Genomic DNA, 22,232 nt, shown 5'->3' with positions numbered 1-22,232 from the left:
TATGAAGCTCCGTTGACGCCGCTTGAGCGCGTCTTGCGATCCCCATCTATTCCCGAGGCGACCAAACGTAGTCTTCGGGGTAATCGTCCTTTTCGTGCAAAATCTGGCGGTTTGTTTCTAAATCACGTTTAAAATTAGACGCTTGCCTGACTGTCGGTACAGTTGAATCCTGTCCTTTTGATGCAAAATCTGGCGTTCTCGCGACTCATCGCATCGCGTGTACGTATGTACCGCGCCGTATCTGGGTTCCCGGGTGCGCTTCCATCGACGAACATCATGCGACTAGCAGTCACGCCAGCGGCGTACGATCTCGAACTGCACGGCGTATCGAGGAGTTGCTTGTCAAAATTCCGTTTTTCGCAGGGCCGGAGCGGTACTGCACGATCCGATTGTCGACGGGCACTGATGTTGATTACGTCGGTTTGGGCTCGGATTCGGGGCTTGGCGAGCGCCCAAAGTACGTTGCGAACAACCGCTTAGCTTCCCGCAAGCCTTCGTCGGTCAGCCCCACCGATTTTGAGCGGTTGACCGGGTCGCGAATAAAGCCCTTCTCGTGCAAGCGGTTCAGCGCAGACGAGGCGAAGCTTTTCCAGGCGCGATTTCAGTCGCACAAATTCAGATGGAGCAGCGCGAGCACCACCTCGTCAATGGCGTCAAGATTGATGTCCATCGTCCCTCCCTCAAAGACCCACATCACGATCCGGCCGTGCGCTGCCACGGCGCTGCATCCAGAAGCATCTCGCGGTAGCGGTCGATCGGAAAGCTCAGAGTCCCGCGGAAATTTAAATGCGCGAAGTGCGCCGGTCCCAATCGCCGCAACCAGTCATCGTCAATCCCTTGCCCCTTCTTTTGCCAGGCGTCGAGGGTCGCCTGCATGCGCTGCGTGTTCCACGCAATCACCACGTTCGTTAGCAGCGTCAACGAGCCGGATATCGCGATCATTTCGTCGCGACGCCGTCCACGCTCTGGCGCGACCTTGCCGGTGTAGATCGCGCGCTGCAGCTGATGAACCGATTCACCGCGGTTGAGCAGTGTGTGCATCTCACGACGAAATTCCGTGTTGCTGAAGTAGTCGCACAGAAACAGCGTGCGTAGCAACCTACCGAGACGGTCGGCGGCCCGGAATACGGGGTCGCCCTGCGCTGCGCTACCGAATCGCTGCAACGCGACAATAGCGCTCAAGCGTCGCGAGTAAATCGACGCGACGAGGCGAAGCAGCTCGTCCCAGCCCTCGCGAATCGCCTTGTGGGAGCTCTCGTAGGCAACGACCGCCGCCAGTTTGCCGGAAGCGGCAACGCCTCTGGGCAAATATAGCTTGCGTTCCGAGAGGTTGCGCAGACGCGGGCAGAGGTCGAAACCAAGCAGCTTCGACACCGTCATCCCCACGTTCGTATATCCATGCGTGTCTACAGAAAGCCGCAGCAGTCCGCCGTCATCACGGCTCTCGTTGTGACGCACTACGCCCTCGATTGCTACGCCTGCCTGGCGCTCGTTCAGTACAATCGGCTGGTTATAGACAATGCCGTGCTGGTCTAGCACGTGGGTGTACATGCCCACCGCATGGGTCCGTCGCCGCGGATCGACCCGGGCATAGAAGAGGTGCGGTGACGTATCCAGGCTCATTGAGTCGCTCGATGCCCGGCGCCCTTTACCCCAAAGTTCCGTAATGGCGTGCGTACGTTGAAATTCCACGACGCGCTCGTTGGCACGTGGCAGCCGACCTGGCATCTCGAGGGAGCGCATGGCCGTCGAAATGTGCGTTGGATCCAGTTGCGGGATCATTGCAGCGACGTTCTTTGCATCAACTTCCGTGCCGTGGGCGATCAGCGCGGCGTACAGCGCGATGAGCTCGTCCGCATTGCGCGCCTTGCGCGAAAGCAGCACTTCGCTGAAGCCTGTGTGGACATCCATCTCGATGATCACGTCGGCGAACTGCGCAGTGCCAATTTCTTTGAATATCAGATCCCGCGTGCGTTTCGGTATGCCATCGGTCGGCAACGCTTCGATCGTCGTCAGATGCAGCGCGCCGTCGACGCCGATCGTTACGCGTCCTGCCTCGCGCGCTTCCTCCAGCGCTGCCAGACCAGCCTTCAAATGTTCCGTCAGCCGTTCGAGGAAAGGCTCAGCCGTTGCCGGCAAGCCAAGCGACGATAGGTACCGCTCTCGTTCCTTTTCCCACTGCACGGGTGGAATCAGCAACTGGTCACGCTCCCGGAACGACAAACTGTGGTTGATCCACACGGAACCGCGGCGAAGTCCCTTTCGCAGACCCGTGATTGCCGACGCTTCAAGCGCACGCAGTGCACGTGCCCGATCGTCGCCCTTGACTAGATCACGCCAGCCGACACTGACCGGCACGTCGCAGTCGGACGGCAATTCGGTGGTACCGCTATCATGTAGAGCGCCGATGAGATCGAGCTGCCGCAGGCTCGGTTCCGCATCCCGCCCGGCGAATTGCAACTCTCGTAACGGACCCAGTAAGTTGCGCATACGCAGATGATCGTCGGTAAGCGCTTCTCGCACGCTGGCTGCATGGCTCGTGGGTGGTTTGTCCGTGACATCACCAAGCAGCCCGGCAATCTCGGCGATGCGGTCTTCCGCCGGACGTTCGTGATCCTGAACAAGCACCTTGATCGCGACCAACTTCTGCCTGTAAGCGATTGCTGATCGTGCCTGTCGGACCGTGGTGCGGTCGTAAGCCTGCCGCACAAGATCGGAGACTCGACGCCCTGTTTGATAGAGCAGCGCGTCAGTCAGATCGAGCAGGGTCACACGCAGGAAACAGATCAGCTCGATTGTGCGGGTCGACGCCTTGAGTTCACGAACCTTTGCAGGACGGCGCGCCTGAATGCGTTGTGCATACGCACGCTGCTTTTCGATTGGCACAGAATCAAGTGCCCACTCATGTGCGCCGAGCTCCTTGAGGAAACGGACCTTCGCGAGGGTCTCGGTGAGGGTCGAAGGACTGTGACGGGCAGGGGGTGTTTTTAGCCATTCGAGAACGCTCATGCCGGAGGTTCCCTCTTGGGTAGCGAGGACAGCATCGGCACGTATCAGCTGCGTTTCCGTGACAGTCGCCTTGATCATGGCGAGCACGTCGCACTCGATGTCCGACCAAATGGAACGGCCGAGATCCCGCAGGGTCCGCTCGGCGGGTATCAGGATCCGCCGCTCATACAGCCAGTAATGGGCATGCTGGAACAGCTCGTCGAGCGTAATGGACTCGGTGGCATCTCGTCGCATCCATGCTTCGAGTTCCGCCCAATGGCCCGTCTCGATTGACCTCAGTCCGAGATATTCGCAAGCCCAGATCTGATGTTCGTACTGCGTCTTGTAGCGCTGGTAGAGCGTGCGAAGCGAGGCAATCGTCGGGATAGGTAGGTCGAGCCGCTCACCGACGTACCGCAGCAACTGGCGCGGCAAGGTGCCAACATGGTCAAGGGTATGGCCGCTCGCCCGCAGGAAGACCAACTGAATCGCGGCACCCGCGCGCCGGTCGCGCCGGAAGTGTGCGTTGATCGCGGCGACATCATTTTCGGTGAGCGCGAAGTGACGTTCGACATCAAATTCCGTCAACCGGGTGGGCAGGCGATCCTGTCCCACATAGCGAAGTTCCAGGCCCGGCATGTCCTGACTCCCCCGAAGCGGCGCGATCCAAATTCGCAGCCTGGTATGTTACCGCAGACGCGGTTTTGAGCTGACGACTACTGTCAGAATCGCCCCGAGAGCCCAGTAAATAAAGGGGTTGAGGTGAAACCGCCAGATTTTGCACGAAAAGGACGATTACCCCTATCTGGGCGATAACACGATGAGCACCACGATCCTCGATCGCCTCATGCATCACTGCCACCAGCTCGAGTTCAACGGCCGGAGCTACCGCCTCAAGGAAGCCGCCGAGGCCCTTGCACAGAAAACGAAAGAGGAATAAAACTCGACCTCGTCCTGCTTCACCCGGTGGGGGATTTTACGCGACCAAAACTGGGGGAGTTTCAACTGACCGTCCGGGGCGCGCGCGATCGCACCTTCGGGCGCATTCAGCCCTCGGCTCGCTTCAGCAAGGCGGAGCGCGTCGCCCGGCCGCCCAAGGCAAACCAGCGCGTCGACGGCCCAACGTCGATACCACCAGGAACTCAGCCGATCGCGCGGCACAAGCTTAACGATTTCCTCGAAGCGGCCGGCCGCGTAAAGCGCACTCAAGCACGGCACCACGCCGACGGAGTAGTTGAATCGTTTAGCCTCCAGCACGTGTGTGACGAGCGGCAACAACCGGTCGGCCCAGTCAGATGCCAACGCGGGCGTCACGCACAAGGTTCCCCAATGTTCGCCCAGGCTCTCGATGTAGGGCACCTGATCGTCCTGCAACGCATCGAATAGTCGTTCCAGCCAGCTGCCGTGCTGCAGAAGTCACGTCGGCGGAGGCGATCAGTGGGACAAGCGCCTCGATTACACGATTGACCGCGCTGCCAAGGGCGCCCGAGGAACTATCGACGTGCTCGAGTGCGGGCGACAGTTTTTCAAGAAGAAGAACAGCCCCGTCGGCCGCGAGCGGGCGATCGGTGCGCGCGACCGAACGGATCTCGGAGACCGCCTCCTTCAGGCGTTGGATCGGCAGCGACGTTTCGCCATCCGAATGCGTTGCGTCTAAAGCGTGAAGCAAATGTCCATTTCGGTGAGGGCATGACAGTCAGGTTCCGTCAGCAGAGTGCAGCGTCAAAGTCGTCGCGGCCGAGCATGTGCGGAAGTTCACGTGCGAGAGCCAGAAGCAGGTGTGTCGTTTCGTGGGCGCTTTCAGGACGCGGCCAGCATCGTTCCTCGACAGCCGTCGGACCCGCACCGACACGCATAGAGTGTTTTGAGCGCAGCAGTTTTTCGCCCTTCCACGATTAGTCCATAGTCGATGAACAACTCTTCGCCGGGCTTGATGTCGCGCAGCGCGAGGAAGAATACCCGGCTGCCGTCTTGTTCGGCCTCGCAGTTCGGCGCGCAGCTGTGATTGACCCATCGCGCCGAGGTGCCGCCCTGTGCACCGTCAATCACGCGCCCATCGTCGAGATCGAAGTAAAAGGTGTGGCCGTCTTCGGCCGCCGAACGCGCATACTCGCGCTGTGCTTGCGCCCACGACACCCGCTTGCCCTTGTATTCCAGAATCTGCTCGTTGGCACGGATCTGGGTCACCGCGAACACGCCGCGTCCGTGGACCGGCGAAGAACGTCAACGATGCGGCGCATTATTTTGCCCTTCCCTATTGCTGTGAACCGGTGAGCGACACGATGTGCCGCCGCATCTTGGCATGATACGATCGCCGCACGCCCGCGTTGATATCCTTATGCCTTCTTCCACCGGTCGCAGCCGCATCAAACGCAAACCGCCTCGCGGCACCCTCGTGCGGTACGAGGATCGCATCGTTGAGGTGTTGGGCGAAGCGCGTGTCCGAGGATAATGATCTGCTCGATTCATGCGGACGGCTCGAAACGTCGCAAGGTCGTCAGACTCAGTAGCCCCAGGCCGCCCGACGCGCAACTCTTTTAAGTCGGCGGCATGAAGCGCGCCGCCCTCGCTCACGCTTGGTTGACGGCATCCTTGGACGCCTCGCCCGCGGTGACAACAGAATCGCCGGCAGGCGCTACTCGAGACACCGTAGTCCCGAGGCAAGTGCTATTTGCGGGCCTCACCCGTGCAATGTTTTCTTCAACAACGCCGTAGCGCGATGACCATCTGTCACCGAAGACGGCGCTGGTGGTGGAAGCCGCTCTTCTCGCAAAAGGCGATAGTCCGACGATTCGCCCTATCTGCTTCGATGACCACGATCGCATAGCCGAGGGCAACGGCATCTGATTCCAGTCTTGACAAGAGGACGCGTCCGATGCCGCCTTCTCGAACACGGCTGTAAAGGCAACTTATCTCGACGACGCTGTGATTCCTTCGGCGTAATGCACCACAACCGAGCGCGCCATTGGCCATCCGTTGTAAAAACGGAGGGATGGTCATTCGACACTATTCCGGCGCACATGCCAGCGTCACTCTCGCTCGCGCGTCGAGACCGGCAAGGCGAACGGCGGTAATTGATCATGCTATCGCCCGGCTCCATGCAAAGCTGAACCAATCCCTCACAATCTCGTGAACCGTATTTTTTGCGACCATCTCGTCGCGAAAGCGAACGACGGGCGCTTTCTTGGCTCCCTGACTGATGTCTCCCGCGATTGCCTTGGTGAGCGACGCCTACCACACAACGTTATTCTCGATTGGAACAGGCTTGATCGAATGTCTTTCGTCCAGTCCATCGAGTAGATCAATTTCAATCGCCCTCGCAAGCGTGGTTATAGGAACGTCATTCTCAGTGTTGGCAAAGGGCTCTTGCATGTCGCTACCTATTTTGAGAAGCGCAAGGAATAAGAAGCCAGCCGCAGTTGACCCAAATACTGTGTACCAGCCAAGAGACTCAACTAGTCCCAACGGCAGAAGAATACAAAAAACATGCGTGAAGAAGATCGGATAGGTCGAGTATTGCTTTGGAAACGGCGTGTTCTTGATCCGCTCCATTCCTCCTTGAGCATTCGATATGTCTGCCATGGTCCGCTCGATAGCGACGAGTCTCACACTATCTACGTTGCACTGTCGAGCCACGATTTCCGCGGTCCGCCGTAATATCGCATTTGGGACATTCGCTACGCGACGCAAGTTCACAATCTCTTCTTGCGGGAGACGTAGGGACAGCTCTTCCCATGGCGACTCACGACGGAGGTGCAACCGCAGCGAATGGACGTATGCGACATGACGAAGCACGAGTTCTCGCTGCAAGGAGATCGATTCGCTAGCGGCCAGCATAACGACTTCCCGCGCGAAGGTTCGCGAGGCGTTCACTAACGATCCCCAGAGTGTTCGTGCCTCCCACCATCGCGCATATGCAGCCGTGTTCCTAAAACTCAGATATATCGCGACAACGGTCGCCATTAGTGACATCGGCAGCGCTGGGAAGTTTACCTTCGCGTGTGAACACAGGTACACGACAGTCACCACTATGTCCCACGCAAACAACAAGGCAAGCGGTCGCCCAACGTAAAGAAGTATTTGCCCAGCACGGACGCGCCCCGGGATTGTCATTTTAAAGCCCCTCTGCGCTACGAGCTCCGACTCGGGAAAGCGGTTCGAACCTCTTCTGCGCCTCGTTAAGCATTGAAACAGTGCCGTGCTCAATGTCATACAACCAGCCATGAACCGTCAGTGCCCCTTGCGCAAGTCGAGCAGCAACCGACGGATGGGAACGCAAATGCATTAACTGCAGCCTGATGTTTTCCTCAACCAGTGCCTGGACAAGGGCTTTCCCCCTCCCAAGCTCGCGTGTAAGTACGACGCTGCGCGCGGCCTCGGCATTGCGCAGCCACGCTTGCACGGTCGGCATCGAATCAGCTACCGCTTGCTCAGCGGCTAGTCCCTTCATTGCGCCACACTCGGAGTGGCCGCAGATAATGATTTGCCTGACGCGTAGTGCAACAACCGCATATTCAATCACGGCAGACACACCGCCCATCATTTCGCCAAAGCCAGGGACGATATTGCCGATATTTCGACAGACGAACAGTTCCCCGGGCTCGGTCTGTGTAATCAGCTCCGGGACAACCCTGGAATCTGCGCACGCGATGAACAACGTATGTGGGGACTGCCCCTCGGCAAGCCTTCTGTATAGTTCTAGGTTGCGCGGAAAAACGTCGTGACCAAAGGTGGCCGCACCTCGCACCAACTTTTGCAGATCGGCAGACGCCGGGACAACAGAGAGTTCGTTAAGCATTTTATGGAATCCTTAAGGTTGACGTCGATGAACGGCGAATGTCGCGAGCCCGGCCACATCTTTGCGGTTCTTAGACATAAGCGCTCGTAGTCTGTTAGAGACACCACTCGAGATGCCCAACCAGATGCTGAGGTCATCTACAGAGCCCATCGTATAGCCCAATAATTAGGTTTGAGTGAGTTGCAACGGCGTGCGTCGCTTCGGTAGCCTCGTCTGATCGGACCGTGGAATGAGCTTCTGCGCTACGTCCGGATGGCCACCGCAGCGAAGATTCCGGCTTGGGGGGTTAATTGACCGGACGATGGTAGTTAGCTGATAGAAACCTTCCGTGTGCGAGGACGGCCCAGGGTCGGGTCGCCCCGGTCCCCTCTTCAAATCCTCGATCGAAAGCAGGGTGCATGGCTGACTTTGCGCATCCCTGGAACATCGCAGCGTTACAGCAAATAGCAAGCGGTATGTTGACGAAAAAGATACTCCGCCAACCTTATCGCGCCGCGCAAGAGTGTCTTTCGAATGAACGGGCGGTTTCAGACCGGGTACTCGACGTCATCACTCAGGTTGTCAACATTGCTGCCCGTGGCGTCAGGATAGCCTGCGGCAATCAAGGTTAGAGAACAAGTCCAGGAGGGCGGTATGCAGCGCGCGACCGTCACCTCCTTAGCGACCCAAAACAGTCGCCCGCACCGTGTTCACGATGGAACGCGGCACCACCGGCATGCAAGGCTGCCTTCGCCCAGCATGGCGATGAAGACCGTAATCGCGTCCATTCGGTCCATACCGCCGAGCGCGTCGATTGATAGAGGAAACCCCCGATTTCCCGATTGAATAGCACGGATGAAAACGCCGGAAGACGCGGTCGTCGCGTTGATGTTGCTCTCCGGCGTGAAGGGGTCGCGCAGATGGCGCATGAGGCATGCGTAGAAGGCGTTCAGCCGCGCGCAACAGATTGGCGTCGCCGTCAATGCCGCGGTCCACGTCTACAAACCCTCGGTACGAGTCAAAACCCCTCAGCAATGTGCTTAATGAAGGCGTCAATCACTGCTTCGTTGCGCGAAAACAGCGCAAAGGAACCGACTCTCGTCGAGACGAGGAGACCCGCCTCGACCATTAACGCGAGATGCGCCGAGACGGTAGATTGAGACCGCCCGCTGCGCGCCTGAATAGTATTCGACGGCACGCCGTGCGGGAAGCGCGCGGCATTCGGCGCGAAGCTATGCTCCGGTGTTTTCAGCCACGCCAGAATGTCTCGCCGCAACGGGTTCGCGAGCGCCTTGTGGATCAGATCCGCGTTCATGATTCAGAACATGTCTGTCATGCGTTTGCTGTCCGTGCCGTCAAAGGGCACTTCTCGTGCAGCCCGCGGTTCGATGAACGGCCCTGTAACCATGTGCGCATAACTTTGACCGGGACCGACCATCGGGAACACGTCGGCGTTCGGATCGATCATCACTTCAAGAAACGCGGGTCCATCAAACCGTACGAATGCGTTGAGCTTTTCTTCAAGTTCATCCAGTGTCTCCACTCGACTCGCGAACTCGAATCCATCGGCGCGCGCCGACAGCACAAAGTCCTTGCGATGAAGCGTCTTGTCGCTGACGAACATACGGCCGTCGTAAAAAAGACGCTGCCACTGCCGAATCATTCCATCGCCGCGATTGTTGAGCAGCAGCACCTTGACCGGCACGCCGTAGGTGCTTGCCGTTTCCAGTTCGCCTGCATTCATGCGAATGCTGCCGTCGCCATCGATGTCGATCACGAGCGCATCAGGTTTCGCGAACTGTGCGCCAATCGCGGCAGGCAGGCCAAAGCCCATCGTTCCCATGCTGCCTGACGTCAGGAAGCTGCGCGGCTCGGCAAACTTGAAGAACTGCGCGGCCCACATCTGATGCTGGCCCACGCCCGTCGTGATGATCGCGCGTCCAAGCGTGATGTCGCTGAGCATCTCGATGACTCGTTGCGGCTGGATGGCCCGACTGCGCCGGTCGTAGTTCATCCCGTGGCTGCGCTTGAGCGCCATCACATGCGCGCTCCAGTCCGGTGACGGGCACGCCGCCGGCGCGCACGCTATCAATGCGCGCAACGCATCCTTTGCATCCCCGACGTGACTCCATTCCGCGCGCTTGACCTTGTCAATCTCCGCTTCGTCGATGTCGATATGCGCCACATGACGCGCTTTGGGCGCGAACGCGTCGGGCTGTCCGCCCGCCACCCGATCATCGAAACGTGCACCGACGGCGATGAGAAAATCGCAGTCTTCCACCGCATAGTTGGCGCATGCGGCCCCGTGCATGCCTAGCATGCCGAGCGCAAGTTCATGTTGGGGCGGCATCGCGCCGAGACCCATCAGAGTCGTCACAACGGGGATGCGAAAGCGCTCGCTAAACTGACGCAATTCTGCCGTCGCACCGGAGCCAATCACGCCGCCGCCTACATACAGCAACGGCCGCTTGCTTTGTGCGAGCATGGCGAAAAACGCCGAGCATTTCGCACCTTCGAGGCGCGCACCCCTAGCGACCTGACGCAGCCGATCCGAATAGCCGCGAAAATGCAGCGTTCCGTGCCCGCGATAGGGTCCCTTCCAGTTCTGGATGTCCTTTGGCACGTCCACTACAACGGGACCCGGACGTCCCGTGCGCGCAATCTCGAATGCAGTGCGCAGCGTCTGCTCGAGTTTGTCCGGATCGGTGACGAGAAAGACTTGTTTCGCGCAGGCCGACATGATGTTGAAGACCGGCGCTTCCTGAAACGCATCAGTACCGATCGCGGCGCGAGGGACCTGTCCGCAGATAAGAACAACCGGGACGGAGTCGCCGTTGCAGTCCGCGATCGGTGTCACCGCGTTCGTCGCGCCGGGACCCGACGTGACCATGAATACGCCGACTTTCCCGCTTGCGCGGGCGTAGCCGGCAGCCATGAAGCCGGCGGACTGCTCGTTGGCGGGCACGACGAAGTTGATCTGCCGCGTCGGTTCGTGCTTATGCATTTCATTGAAGCGAAACACGGCGTCGTATGTCGGCAAGATCGCGCCGCCGCTGTAGCCGAACAGCGTATCGACGCCCTCTTCTGCGAGCACGCGCAGTATGACATCGGCGCCGGAGATGAGGTGATCCGTCTGCGCTGGTTTGAAAAGCGTTGGGTTCTGAGTCATGTCGGGTTCTCTCACTTAGCGAACGCACGCGCGATGACGTCCGCATGCCGCGCCGCATGGATCGCGTAATATCCCGGCGCGGTTGACGCCGACGCGGACGGTCCCACATACGACAGCGTCGCACGCGTAGGCAAGAGCTCGCGCAACTGCGGCTCGACGAAACTCAACGCGCCCTGATTGCGCGCCTCTTCCTGACACCAGACGACGCGCTTCAGATTCGGGTAGTGGGCCAACTCGGCGGCCAACTGTTGCGCCGGGAATGGATACAGCTGCTCGATACGAATGATCGGCGTAGCGTAGATAGCGTGTTTCCGGCGATAGTCCAGCAGATCGAAATAGACCTTACCTGTAGCGACGATCAAGCTCTCCGAAGATTCCATGCGCTCGCCTTCGGCCAGGATCTCGTAGAACGCGCCGCCTGATAGCTCTGCCATCGTGCTGACTGCCTCCGGATGCCTAAGCAGCGACTTGGGCGTCATCACGATTAGCGGCCGCTTGTCGGCAGACGCTGCCTGCGTGTGCAGCAAAGCAAACAGTTGCGCAGGCGTTGTTGGCTGGGTCACGCGCATGTTGTCCTGCGCGCTTAGTTGCAGATAACGCTCCAGCCGCGCCGATGCGTGCTCAGGACCTTGCCCCTCCTGGCCGTGCGGCAGGAACAAGGTCAACCCGCTTTGCTGTCCCCACTTTGCGCGGGCGGCAGCGATGAACTGATCGATGACCACCTGTGCGCCGTTCGCGAAGTCACCGAACTGCGCCTCCCAGATCACGAGCGCATTGCGATTCACCGTCGAGTAGCCGTATTCGAACGCGAGCACGGCAGCTTCAGAGAGAATCGAATTCGTCACGGTAAAGCGCCCCTGCTTCTCACCGACATGCTCCAGCGGAACGAATACACCGTCCGAACGTGTCGTGCGCGACTGATTGTGCAGCATTGCGTGGCGATGATTGAACGTGCCTCGTGCGCTGTCCTGCCCGCTCAGGCGTACATCGATGCCCTGCGCGAGCAGTGACGCGAACGCAAGGTGCTCCGCCATGCCCCAGTCGAGCGGCTTCTTTCCGCTCGCCATGTCACGGCGCGCGGCGATCGTTTTGTTGACGAGAGGATGAAGTGCGTAGCCATCGGGCACGCTCGAGATCCGTCGCGCGAGCATGCCCAGTCGCTCCGGCGATGGGGCATCGAGATGAACTTGAGAGAGCGCCGGCGCAGACTTCGTATCGGCGGGGGCTCCACTGAACGATTTGCGACAAGCATCGACCAGCGCCTCGACCTGTTCCAACGTCATCAGGCCCTGTTTAACGAGCTTTTGCGCGTAGACCGTCCGCGCGCCCGGATGCGCCGCAATCGCGCGATACATCAGCGGCTGCGTGATAGCCGGGCTATCCTGCTCCTGGTGTCCGTGTTTGCGAAAGCACACGAGATCGATGACCACGCTGCGCCCAAACTCGGTGCGATAATCGAGCGCGAGATGCACCGCCAGGGCTACGGCTTCCGGATCGTCGCCGTTGACGTGCAGTACGGGCGCCTCGATCATCTTGACAATATCGGTCGCATAGAACGATGAGCGCGTGTCGCGAGGGTCCGACGTCGTGAAGCCGATCTGATTGTTCACGACCACGTGAACGGTGCCACCCGTCCCATGTCCGCGTGTACGAGAGAGGCTCAGCGTTTCCATCACGACGCCTTGCCCCGACATCGCGGCATCGCCGTGAATCTCGACGGGCAGCACGGTCGCGCGGTCATCGGGCGCCAAGGCGTCCGCTTTCGCGCGCGCCATGCCCTGCACGACTGGATTGACCACTTCGAGATGGGACGGATTGAAGGCGAGCGTCACTTCAACAGGACCATCATCGGTCTGTGTGATCGAGCTATAGCCCTTGTGATATTTGACATCGCCCTCGGGCAGCGCCTCGGCATTCTTGCCTTCGAATTCATCGAAGAGCGCATGCAGTGGCTTACCCGCGACGTTGACGAGCACATTCAGACGCCCCCGGTGCGCCATGCCCATCACGACGGAACGCACGGCTTTGGAGGCGCCGTAGCGCACGAGTTCATCCAGCAGCACGATCAGCGATTCACCGCCTTCGAGCGAAAACCGCTTCTGTCCAACATAGCGGGTATGAAGATGCTTTTCGAGCCCTTCCGCCGCCGTGAGCCGTTCGAGAAAGCGGCGCTTGCGCTCAACCGAGAACGAACGCTTCGCTCGCGTGGATTCGAAGCGCAGCTCCCACCAGTGTCGTTCGTTCGCATCGGCGAGATGCATAAATTCAGCACCGAGGGTGCCGGTGTAAGTTTCTTCGAGCGCCGTCACGATCTCTTGTAGCGTCGCATCTCCATCGAAGAGATACGTGTCGGCGGTGCTAAAGCGCGTCGACAGGTCGCTTGATGTCAAACCGTAATACGCCGTCGTAAGTTCCGGCAGCAGGCGCCGCGTCGTCCATTGCAGCGGGTCGAGACTGGCGCTGCGCGTACCGATCGTACGAAACGCCGCAATCAGCGACTGAACCGCCACCTGCTTTCTCGCGAGCGCGAGACCGCCTTCCATCGAAGATGAAGCGCTGCGTGGACGTCGTGCGAGTTCGATGAAGTTGGACACGACCGGCAAATGGGGTTCGTCATTGCGATCGCTGCCGTCGATCGCGGGCGTTTCGCGCAATGCATTGAAATACGCGCGCCATTCTTCGGTAACCGACGCCGGATCGGCAAGATACGACTCATACTGCTCTTCCACATACGGAGCATTGGCTCCGAACAGGAACGTGCTTTGGAGTTTCTCGATCAACATGATGACCTTCCTTTGCCCCGCCCGTCCCTTTCCGGGATGGGCGATGTACTAGTGCGCGGGGTGCCGCGTGCCTGAACCCAAGTCTAGCCAGCCGCATTTGCGCCAGCGGGGGTATTTGACTCGTTCTCAGGCCAGTTGATGTCTGATTCGAGCCACCGTGGTCGGCCGCGGTAGCACAGCCTGCTTGTTACATGGCGGTAAAAGTCATTTGCCGGCCGAGGTGTCATTCTCGTGATGCGCTGGCGATAGACTAGGGGCACCGTTGCGCCAGGCAACGCATCTACTTGATGAGGGTTTCGACATGAAGGTCGCCATTGTTCTGTTCGACGGTGTGCAGGCACTCGATGTCGCTGGCCCGCTCGATGTCTTCGCCGAAGCTAACACTCATTTGCCCGCTCATCGGCAATACGAGGTTTCGCTCGTCGGACGGGAAGCCGGCATCGTGACGTGCTCGAACGGCATGCAGATCATCGTGCCGAACGGCTATTGCGAATCCGATACGCAATACGATCTGCTGCTCGTGGCCGGCGGGCCGCAATTGCCCGACTGGGAACCGCCTGTCGAGTTTCTTGCGTGGCTTCGCAAGCAAGCGCGCGGCGCGGCGCGATTTGGCTCGGTCTGTAACGGTGCGTTCGTACTCGGACACGCCGGTCTGCTCGACGGTCAACTCGTGACGACGCATTGGTCGGATGCAGGACGGCTCGCAAAGAAATTCCCGCACGCTCAGGTGCAGCCGGACAAGATTTTCATTCGTGACGGACGTCTGTTCACGTCTGCTGGCGTGTCGGCCGGCATCGATTTGAGTCTTTCGCTCGTCGCCGAAGACTGGGGCCACGAGCAGGCAGTGCGGGTTGCCAAGCGTCTGGTGGTCTATATTCAGCGCGAAGGCGGCCAGTCGCAATACAGCCCTTACGTGAGCGCGGACAAGGAAGAAGCGCCAATTATCGGCAAGGTGCATCGGTACGTGACGGAGCATCTGGCCGATGCGCTGTCGATCGAGCAACTGGCCAGCGCAGTTTCCGTGAGTCGCCGAACGTTCTCGCGCATGTTCGCCAAGCACGCGAAGGTGACACCATCCGCGTTCGTCGAACAGGTTCGCGTCGATACCGCGAGGCAGCTTCTGGAAGCCAGCGATGCTCCGCTCAAGACCATCGCATTCAAGTGCGGCTTTCATAGCGCGACGCACATGCGCATGACCTTCGTGCGGCGGCTTAACGTCACACCCAAACAGTACCGCGCGCGATTCCGTGGAACACCGGATGTCATCGCGATGCAGGCCGTGCGTGAGACCGTCGCAGAAGCCCCGATGCTCGAAGAATTCGCGGAAGCTGCGTAATCGGAGCCATTCGTGAAAGAGACCGTCTTGTCGCAATCACTCCCGGATATTCTCGCGCCCGGTCTTTCGGTCGTCTTCTGCGGAATCAACCCGGGCCTGCGCGCGGCGGCCGCCGGCCATCACTTCGAAGGCAGAAACAATCGATTCTGGCGCGCCGTTCATCTTGCTGGCTTCACGCCGGCACAGCTTCGTCCCGAAGACGATCGCACGTTCCTCGATTTCGGTTATGGACTGACCACGGCGGTTGCGCGTCCGACGGCACGCGCGGATGAGCTGAGCCCCGCGGAGATACGGGCGGCGACGTCGGGAATCGAGCAGAAGATGTCAGCAATCGCGCCGCGTTATATTGCCTTTCTTGGCAAGACGGCCTTGTCCGCGATGACAGGCGAGCGCGATATCACATGGGGAAAGCAGGCGATGCGTTTCGGCGGCGCAGATACTTGGGTGTTGCCCAATCCCAGCGGGCTTAACCGGTCATTCACGCTGGAAGCCCTCGTGAACGCTTATCGCGAATTGCGCATTGCGGTGGCCTAAACGGAAATTCTTCCCGGGTCTATTTTCTCCGGATCGATCGCACGTCGTGTCCGCACTGCAGTTCCGTGTGGCCGCGCAAGGTTTCGGTAACGAACTCAAGAAACGCACGGATCTTTCCGCTCGTACCGCGACGCTCCACATGCAGGAGATTGACTGGAACCGCGTCTGGCTCGAACGCCGAGAGAATGGGCCGCAAGGTGCCGCCCTTCACCTCGGGCGTCGCCTGGTAGGAAAGCAACTGCGTGATGCCAACGCCGTCCTTCGCCGCCCCGATAGCCGCGGGCGCAAGATCGACGATCATGCGTGGCTGCAAGCGCACCGGCAAACGTACGCCACCCTCAACGAAGACCCACTCGAGTGCGTTCGTCACGCCCGTGAAGGACACGCAGTCGTGCCCGGTCAGTTCGCGTGGATGCCCCGGCTCGCCGCGCGCTTTGAGATAACACGGCGCGGCATATGTTCTGCGTCGAACAAAACCAAGCGGCACCGCGAATGTCGTCGAATCGCCCAAATGACCGATGCGAATCGCGATATCGACGCCTTCATCAAGCAATCGCGTGGTGCGGTCCACATAGACGGCATTGATGCTTACGTCCGGATAGCGCAGCGCGAAGGCGTTGACGAGTGGTGCGACGAATCGCTGGCCGAACAGCACCGGCGCGGATACAGTGAGCGTGCCCACCGGTTTTCGGTGATATGCGCCGATATTCGCCTCAGCATCGGCGAGGCAATCGAGAACCTTGCGACAGGCATCAAGAAAGGCTACGCCGGCATCGGTCGGGCGCACAGAACGCGTCGTACGAGCGAGCAGCTGCGCGCCCATGCGCGCTTCGAGCGCGTTGAGCGCGCGCGACACCGCGGCGGTCGACAACCCGAGCCTCTGCGAAGCGCTGGTCAAACCACCGCTGTCCACGATGGCGACGAATACTTCCATCTCCCGCAATCTGTCCATTCCCAATCCAACTCACGACTCGTCTGCGTTGCAATCTTATCGACCCCGGCCCAGAGAAGTTCGTCTGCTCGGTGAACTGGCCTAAGTCGCACACACATTGGCCCATAAGTCACGCATGGCCAGCGCTTGCTATCCATTGGCCCGATTCGAGCCTCCATCTTTCTATGGTAAAGCGACGCCGTCTTCGACAATGACGCGACGCCCACAAGTTATCGGGCGATGTCGCTTCGTATGGCCAACCCTTTAGAGAGTCCCGCATGTTCTCAGCAATGTTAGAAGTCAATCCGGTTCCCGATCAATTTGATGTCTATCTCGGCATGGCAAAGATGCTGCGCCCCGAGCTCGAACAGATCGAAGGATTTGTGGACAACACGCGTTATGCGAGCCTGGCCCGCAAAGGATGGCTGCTTTCACTGTCGAGCTGGCGCGACGAAAAGGCGCTCGTGCGGTGGCGCACGACAAGCAAGCATCACAAGATTCAGCAGGCCGCGCGTGACCGCGTGTTCGCAGACTATCGCCTGCGCATCGGACAGTTGGTATCCGACACGCATGTGCCTGAAGGCCAGGCGCTAACGGAACAACGCCTCGACGTCACCCAAGCCGGCGCAGGCAAAGCCGTAACCTTGCTCGATGCGATGCGCGCGCCCGAGTGGATCGCGCAGGCGAGCGCGCAAAGCGTTGCGGAATCGCTAGGGCTCGATACGCAAGCGCAGGGCCTCGTCGCGTGGGATGCGTTCAATGCGCTGCTATCGCCCGGAGATGCGATCGTCGTCGCGACTTGGCGCGATCAGGCAGCCGCCGACGCATTCGAGCGCGATGCTGCCCAACTTAATGATGTACGCCTCCGCCATATTCGCGTGATCCGTGAGTACGGGATGTTCGATCGGCGTGAAGCGCCGCAGTATTTCCCTGATGTGGAACGCAAAAGCTAATGCCGTAGCGAGATATCCACACTGGCAGAAATCACGCACGAAATGGCCCAATAACCGACCTCTTTTCGCTTCAGCAAGCGAGGCTCTCTTTCTAGAATTCCGCTAAGCCGATACACGATCGAGAGCCTCTATGAATAGCGCCAATTCACCGACGAACATGACCCCAGACCCGGTCATCGAAGATGCGCCCGCGCTTCTCGCCGCGAGCAAGGCGCCTTCGTCGGCGCCGGTGCAGTCCGCGTTGTCGCTCCGTCTTGCCATCGGTCTGATCGGCATGCTCTTCGCCTCGCTGCTTGCGATACTCAACGAACAGGTCACCGCCTTCGCACTAGCCGATATTCAAGGCGCACTTTCGATCGGTCACGACGACGGCACTTGGCTGACCACTTCGTTCGAAGCAGCCAATGTCACCACGATGGTGTTCGCGCCGTGGTTCGGCATCACATTCACGCTCAAGAGATTCACGATCGCCGCCGTTCTTGCCACGATGTTCTTCGGCTTCCTTTGTCCCTTCTCACCCAATCTTGCGTCGCTCTACACGTTGCGGGTGTTGCAGGGTATTGCGGGTGGCTGTCTTCCGCCGATGCTGATCATCGTGGCGCTGCGCTATCTTCCGCCAAAGATCAAGTTATACGGGCTCGCCGGCTACGCGATGACCGCGACTTTCGGACCCGTGCTCGGCACGCCGCTCGCCGCGTTATGGACCGAGTTCTTCAACTGGAAGATGGCGTTCTGGCAGATCATGCCGCTCGGCCTCGCGACCTGCGTGGCGATCCAGTGGGGCCTGCCCTCTGATCCGCTCAAGCTCGAACGTCTTCGCTCTTTCAACTGGTGCGGCTTCATGACCGGCGGCCCGGCGGTCGCAATGCTCGTCATCGGCCTGTTGCAAGGCGAACGGCTTGACTGGCTAAACTCGGATTTCATCCGCGTGATGTTCGTCGGCGGTTCTGCATTGCTCGCCATATTTCTCGTCAATGAATGGTTTCATCCGGCGCCGTTTTTCAAGCTCCAATTGCTGTCGCGAAGAAACTTCTCTCATGGCCTCGCGACACTATCAGGCGCGGTTATCCTGTTAGTGGGCGTTGCCGCAATACCTGGCCAGTTCCTCGCGCGAATCCACGCATACAGGCCGCTGCAAACGACGCCCCTTTCACTGCTAGTTGCCGTTCCGCTTTTGCTCACGCTGCCGCTGACGGCCGCCCTCCTAAACCTGAAGCGCGTCGATTCACGCTGGATCATGGCGCTCGGCCTGTCGTTGATGATCGCGACCTGCGCGATGGGCAGCTTCATGACCTCCGAGTGGATCCGCGATAACTTCTATTGGCTCCAGTCTTTGCAGATCGTCGCGCAACCTATGGTGATTCTCGCGATTCTGATGGGCGTGACGACAGGCTTACCGCCGACCGAAGGCCCGTTTGCCTCGGCGATGTTTAACTCGCTCAAGACATTCAGCGCGGCTGTCGCGAGCGCGCTCATTGAAGGGCTTGGCACCGCGCGCGAGCGCTTCCATTCGAACATGCTCGTCGATCAACTCGGCAATCGCGCGCTCGTCACCGATCGGAGCGTCGAGACCGCGCATGGCGTGGCCCAGCTTGCGCATCGGGTTCATGAACAGGCGCTCGTGCTGATGTCCGCCGACCTTTACCGCGTGATGGCGTGCATTGCCTTCACGTTGCTTCTCCTCATTCCGGTGTTGCCCGTGCGCATATCTCCGCCATGGGCCGCGACGCCGCGCCCTTCATCCCAGTCTTCGCCGCAGTCCTCGCGTTAAGGGGAGTTATTCCATGTCATCCTTCAAGCTCTCCCGTTCAAAGCTAATCCGTGTCGTGGTGCCCGTGATGGCAGTCGCCATTGGCGCCTGGGCATGCGTCAGGCTTCTTTCCGATTCCCATACCGAATCGACGAACGACGCGTATGTTCAGGCCGATTTCACGCTCGTCGCACCGCGGGTCGCCGGACAGATCTCCGACGTGCTCGTCGACGACAACCAGTCGGTCAAATCCGGCCAACTGCTTGTGCGCATTGATGACCGCGACTATCGGGCCGCGTTGATGAGCGCCGATGCTGACGTCGCTGCAGCGCGTGCGGCCGTCGCCAATTTCGATGCCGAGATTGCGCGGCACCCTTCGCTCGTCGATCAGGCACGGGCGACGCTGCGATCCGACGATGCCGCGATCGACTTCGCGCGCGCGAATGCCGCGCGGTATCAGAACCTGTCGGATGCGGGCGCGGGCACGGCGCAGGAACAGCAGCACGCGTGGAGCACGCTTGCACAGCAGCTCGCGCAGCAGGCTCACGACCGTGCCGCCTTGGCGACCACTCAGCAGAATCTCGATGTGCTGCGCACGCAGCGCGACAAGGCCGCCGGCGCGCTGGCCCGCGCCGAAGCCGTGCGCGAGCAGGCGAAGCTGAACCTGTCGTACACAGAGATTAGAGCCCCCGTCGATGGCAAGGTTGGGCGCCGTTCAGCGCGTGTCGGCGCGTTCGTGGCGCCAGGCGCGCCGGTGCTCGCCATCGTCCCGCTTTTGGATGCGTACGTGGTCGCCAACTTCCAGGAGAATCAGATCACGCGGATGCGCCCCGGTGAAACCGTGCGCATTAAGGTGGACAGCATCCCGGGCGTGGCCATCAAAGGTCACGTCGATAGCCTTTCCCCCGCGACCGGTGTGAGCTTCGCGCCTATCGCGCCGGACAACGCGACCGGCAATTTCACCAAGATCGTGCAGCGCGTTCCCGTGAAGATCACGATCGATCGCGGACAGGAAGCCGCAGCCGCGTTGAGCGTCGGGCTTTCGGTCGAGGCGGAAGTCGCGCTCGGACAAGGCGGCCAGGCGCTTGCGCAGAGAGGCGATGCAAAATGAACACGAACGGACCAACGGTGCGCGGAATCGCACTCGCCATCCTCTCGGCTCTCGCGATGGTCGGCTGCACGGTCGGACCGGACTTCGTGCCGCCGAAGTCCGTCACCCCCGATGTCTTCGAGCGGACGCAAACGGCGCAAGCGCCGAGCAAGCCGGTCGAAGCGGACTTCAACCCCGACTGGTGGACGCTTTTCGACGATCCTGTGTTGAATACCTTGGAACAGCGTCTCGCCGGTGCTAACCTCGACGTCGCCGCCGCGTCGGCGCGCTTGCGCCAGAGCCGCGCCGAACAGCGCGTAGCCGGCGCGGCCGCGCTGCCGACGCTCGGCGGCGCGGCGTCGTACAACCGCGAGCGCGGCAGCGAGAACGGCATTCTTTCGCTGCTCGGCGTGACGCCATCGCAGAGCCAGCCACAATCCGCATCCGGCAGCGCGCCGCTCGGTGTATCGGCGATGCCGGGGTCCAAGGGCTCTCCCGCGTACGACCTGTATCAGGCGGGCTTCGATGCATCGTGGGAACTCGATATCTGGGGCCGCGTGCGCCGCAGTGTCGAAGCGACGGGCGCCTTGTCCGACGCTTCTTTTGAGGACCGCAATGCGATACTGCTGTCGGCACGCGCCGAACTCGCGCGCGACTATATCGCGTTGCGCGACACGCAGTCATTGCTGGAAATCGCAAAGCAGAATCTTGACATCGCGCGCGACTCCGTGAAACTCACGCGCATACGCGTGCGAGAAGGCGTCACGACCGACCTCGACGTCGCCAATGCGTCCGCGCAGATGGAAACCATCGAGAGTCTGATTCCGACGCTTGAATCCCAGCGCGATACGACCGTCAACGCGATCGGCGTGTTGCTTGGCGAGGAGCCGGGCGCGCTGCGCGAGATGCTTGCGGCGTCGCGTGAGGTGCCCACGCTGCCGGAACGGATTCCGATCGGCTTTCCGTCGGAGCTTGCCGAGCGCCGGCCGGACATCAAGCGCGCGGAGGCTCAACTGCATGCGGCGACGGCGTCGATTGGCATGGCGAAGGCTGATTTTTATCCGCGGATATCGCTCAACGGCAGCGCTGGCTTTCAAAGTCTGCAACTTTCGAGTCTCGCCAGTTGGGCTTCCGGGCAGTTCGTGGTCGGTCCGTCGATAACCTTTCCGATCTTCGAAGGAGGCCGGCTCAAGGGGACCCTGCAATTGCGCGAAGCGCAACAGCAGGAAGCGGCGATCATGTACAAACGCACCGTGCTCGAAGCATGGCGCGAGGTGGACGATGCGCTCCTCGTCTACGACGCGGAGCAACGCCGGCACGAGCGGCTCGCGTCGGTCGTCACGCTTAATCAGCGCGCGCTTGGCATCGCGCAGCAGCGCTACAAGGCCGGCGCACTCGACTATCTCGATGTGCTTAACGTGCAGAAGCAGTTGCTCGACGCGCAGAGCAAGCTCGAGCAGAGCAAGGCGACGGCGGCGGAAAATCTCATCACGCTGTGCAAGGCGCTTGGCGGCGGATGGGAATCCACCTACGCTCGCGGAGTCGCTGCGCGCTGATCGTCCCGTTCTTTGCGGAATGAAGCCGGGCGCTGACGCTCTTCGCAACTTTGTCGAAGCGAAGCCCGGTCCCGATGGCGTGCCTTCTCGGAGACGTTGTAGAGCAGCGCACGGCAATGATATCGTGCGTGTCGCGGAGTTAGAACAACCCAATCCCGAGCGGAAGGATTCGACGAGAGTCGCACGGCCGCCGCTTGTATTGTAGGGCATCGAAAATCGCGCGATTTGTCGCCGCCGAGATTTTTTGCTCGCTGGTGCGAGATTGACCGCAATTGACGAACAACCGTCGCCACCCAAGTGTCGAACGCAAGCGCATCGTTGGCGTCCGGCACCATGTCTCCCCAGCGCACGCGCCTTCCCTGCCT

At 60.3% G+C, this 22,232-nt stretch carries 18 protein-coding genes and 2 pseudogenes; 8 read left to right on the top strand and 12 right to left on the bottom strand.

All coding sequences use genetic code 11. The annotated features are described in order from the left end of the window. Positions 1 to 412: 412 nt before the first annotated feature. Both NCT32_RS34370 and NCT32_RS34365 read right to left on the bottom strand, forming a co-directional pair. Positions 413 to 586, bottom strand: a pseudogene (locus NCT32_RS34370) (DUF6429 family protein); the annotation flags it as partial. Positions 587 to 693: 107 nt separating this feature from the next. Further along, positions 694 to 3,627, bottom strand: coding sequence for a Tn3 family transposase (locus NCT32_RS34365; protein ID WP_061121043.1), 2,934 nt, complete (start codon positions 3,625 to 3,627; stop codon positions 694 to 696). Between the two features lie 163 nt (positions 3,628 to 3,790). Between NCT32_RS34365 and NCT32_RS34360 the strand changes: the two are divergent. Next, positions 3,791 to 3,928 (top strand): annotated as a pseudogene (locus NCT32_RS34360) (ATP-binding protein); the annotation flags it as partial. Here NCT32_RS34360 and NCT32_RS34355 read toward each other — a convergent pair. The 5 genes from NCT32_RS34355 to NCT32_RS34335 all read right to left on the bottom strand — a co-directional run bounded on the left by NCT32_RS34355 (position 3,874) and on the right by NCT32_RS34335 (position 7,786). Continuing rightward, positions 3,874 to 4,362 (bottom strand): hypothetical protein, encoded by a 489-nt coding sequence (locus NCT32_RS34355; RefSeq protein WP_250491345.1) that lies wholly within the window; start codon positions 4,360 to 4,362, stop codon positions 3,874 to 3,876. The pseudogene NCT32_RS34360 and the gene NCT32_RS34355 sit on opposite strands and share 55 nt — an antisense overlap. A gap of 426 nt (positions 4,363 to 4,788) precedes the next feature. Next, positions 4,789 to 5,184: an SET domain-containing protein gene (locus NCT32_RS34350; protein ID WP_250491344.1), complete on the bottom strand. Its 396-nt coding sequence runs from the start codon at positions 5,182 to 5,184 to the stop codon at positions 4,789 to 4,791. 534 nt (positions 5,185 to 5,718) lie between these two features. Beyond that, positions 5,719 to 5,988 carry a GNAT family N-acetyltransferase gene (locus NCT32_RS34345; RefSeq protein ID WP_143756428.1) on the bottom strand — a complete coding sequence of 90 codons (270 nt, stop codon included), beginning with the start codon at positions 5,986 to 5,988 and terminating at the stop codon, positions 5,719 to 5,721. A 231-nt stretch (positions 5,989 to 6,219) separates the two neighbouring features. Beyond that, positions 6,220 to 7,101 (bottom strand): bestrophin family protein, encoded by an 882-nt coding sequence (locus tag NCT32_RS34340; protein WP_061121042.1) that lies wholly within the window; start codon positions 7,099 to 7,101, stop codon positions 6,220 to 6,222. A 1-nt stretch (position 7,102) separates the two neighbouring features. After that, positions 7,103 to 7,786 (bottom strand): carbonic anhydrase, encoded by a 684-nt coding sequence (locus NCT32_RS34335; RefSeq protein WP_061121041.1) that lies wholly within the window; start codon positions 7,784 to 7,786, stop codon positions 7,103 to 7,105. Between the two features lie 398 nt (positions 7,787 to 8,184). On the opposite strand from NCT32_RS34335, the gene NCT32_RS34330 reads away from it, so the two are divergent. Continuing rightward, positions 8,185 to 8,397: a hypothetical protein gene (locus tag NCT32_RS34330; RefSeq protein ID WP_143756427.1), complete on the top strand. Its 213-nt coding sequence runs from the start codon at positions 8,185 to 8,187 to the stop codon at positions 8,395 to 8,397. A 78-nt stretch (positions 8,398 to 8,475) separates the two neighbouring features. On the opposite strand, the gene NCT32_RS34325 is transcribed toward NCT32_RS34330, so the two are convergent. The 4 genes from NCT32_RS34325 to NCT32_RS34310 all read right to left on the bottom strand — a co-directional run bounded on the left by NCT32_RS34325 (position 8,476) and on the right by NCT32_RS34310 (position 13,717). Then, a complete protein-coding gene (locus NCT32_RS34325) occupies positions 8,476 to 8,694 on the bottom strand; it encodes a hypothetical protein (RefSeq protein ID WP_143756426.1) in 219 nt (72 codons plus the stop codon). 89 nt (positions 8,695 to 8,783) lie between these two features. Continuing rightward, the gene (locus tag NCT32_RS34320; protein WP_061121040.1) at positions 8,784 to 9,080 is read right to left on the bottom strand and encodes a helix-turn-helix transcriptional regulator; all 297 of its coding nucleotides are present in this window, start codon (positions 9,078 to 9,080) and stop codon (positions 8,784 to 8,786) included. A 3-nt stretch (positions 9,081 to 9,083) separates the two neighbouring features. Then, the gene (ilvB, locus tag NCT32_RS34315; protein ID WP_061121039.1) at positions 9,084 to 10,934 is read right to left on the bottom strand and encodes a biosynthetic-type acetolactate synthase large subunit; all 1,851 of its coding nucleotides are present in this window, start codon (positions 10,932 to 10,934) and stop codon (positions 9,084 to 9,086) included. Positions 10,935 to 10,945: 11 nt separating this feature from the next. Then, on the bottom strand, positions 10,946 to 13,717 hold the full coding sequence (locus NCT32_RS34310; RefSeq protein WP_250491343.1) for a 2-oxoglutarate dehydrogenase E1 component: 2,772 nt from the start codon (positions 13,715 to 13,717) through the stop codon (positions 10,946 to 10,948). A 301-nt stretch (positions 13,718 to 14,018) separates the two neighbouring features. Between NCT32_RS34310 and NCT32_RS34305 the strand changes: the two genes are divergently transcribed. Both NCT32_RS34305 and mug read left to right on the top strand, forming a co-directional pair. Then, a complete protein-coding gene (locus NCT32_RS34305; RefSeq protein WP_061121037.1) occupies positions 14,019 to 15,053 on the top strand; it encodes a GlxA family transcriptional regulator in 1,035 nt (344 codons plus the stop codon). 27 nt (positions 15,054 to 15,080) lie between these two features. Continuing rightward, positions 15,081 to 15,587: a G/U mismatch-specific DNA glycosylase gene (gene mug / locus NCT32_RS34300; RefSeq protein ID WP_284508618.1), complete on the top strand. Its 507-nt coding sequence runs from the start codon at positions 15,081 to 15,083 to the stop codon at positions 15,585 to 15,587. 19 nt (positions 15,588 to 15,606) lie between these two features. Here mug and NCT32_RS34295 read toward each other — a convergent pair whose 3' ends face one another. After that, the gene (locus tag NCT32_RS34295) at positions 15,607 to 16,539 is read right to left on the bottom strand and encodes a LysR family transcriptional regulator (RefSeq protein WP_250491342.1); all 933 of its coding nucleotides are present in this window, start codon (positions 16,537 to 16,539) and stop codon (positions 15,607 to 15,609) included. Positions 16,540 to 16,796: 257 nt separating this feature from the next. Here NCT32_RS34295 and NCT32_RS34290 point away from each other — a divergent pair, with 257 nt between their 5' ends. The 4 genes from NCT32_RS34290 (at position 16,797) to NCT32_RS34275 (ending at position 21,867) form a co-directional block, all read left to right on the top strand. Further along, the gene (locus tag NCT32_RS34290; protein WP_061121034.1) at positions 16,797 to 17,471 is read left to right on the top strand and encodes an antibiotic biosynthesis monooxygenase; all 675 of its coding nucleotides are present in this window, start codon (positions 16,797 to 16,799) and stop codon (positions 17,469 to 17,471) included. 130 nt (positions 17,472 to 17,601) lie between these two features. Further along, positions 17,602 to 19,242 (top strand): MFS transporter, encoded by a 1,641-nt coding sequence (locus tag NCT32_RS34285; RefSeq protein WP_061121033.1) that lies wholly within the window; start codon positions 17,602 to 17,604, stop codon positions 19,240 to 19,242. 67 nt (positions 19,243 to 19,309) lie between these two features. Then, positions 19,310 to 20,332, top strand: a complete 1,023-nt coding sequence (locus tag NCT32_RS34280; protein ID WP_409241564.1) for an HlyD family secretion protein — start codon at positions 19,310 to 19,312, stop codon at positions 20,330 to 20,332. Further along, positions 20,329 to 21,867, top strand: coding sequence for an efflux transporter outer membrane subunit (locus NCT32_RS34275; RefSeq protein ID WP_061121031.1), 1,539 nt, complete (start codon positions 20,329 to 20,331; stop codon positions 21,865 to 21,867). Before NCT32_RS34280 ends, NCT32_RS34275 begins: the two co-directional genes overlap by 4 nt. Positions 21,868 to 22,232: the final 365 nt, after the last annotated feature.

It is taken from the genome of Caballeronia sp. INML2, from assembly GCF_023631365.1.
GTDB lineage: Bacteria > Pseudomonadota > Gammaproteobacteria > Burkholderiales > Burkholderiaceae > Caballeronia > Caballeronia turbans.
The sequence above is the reverse complement of the archived record's forward strand: the minus strand, read 5'-3'. Positions and strand labels throughout refer to the sequence as shown.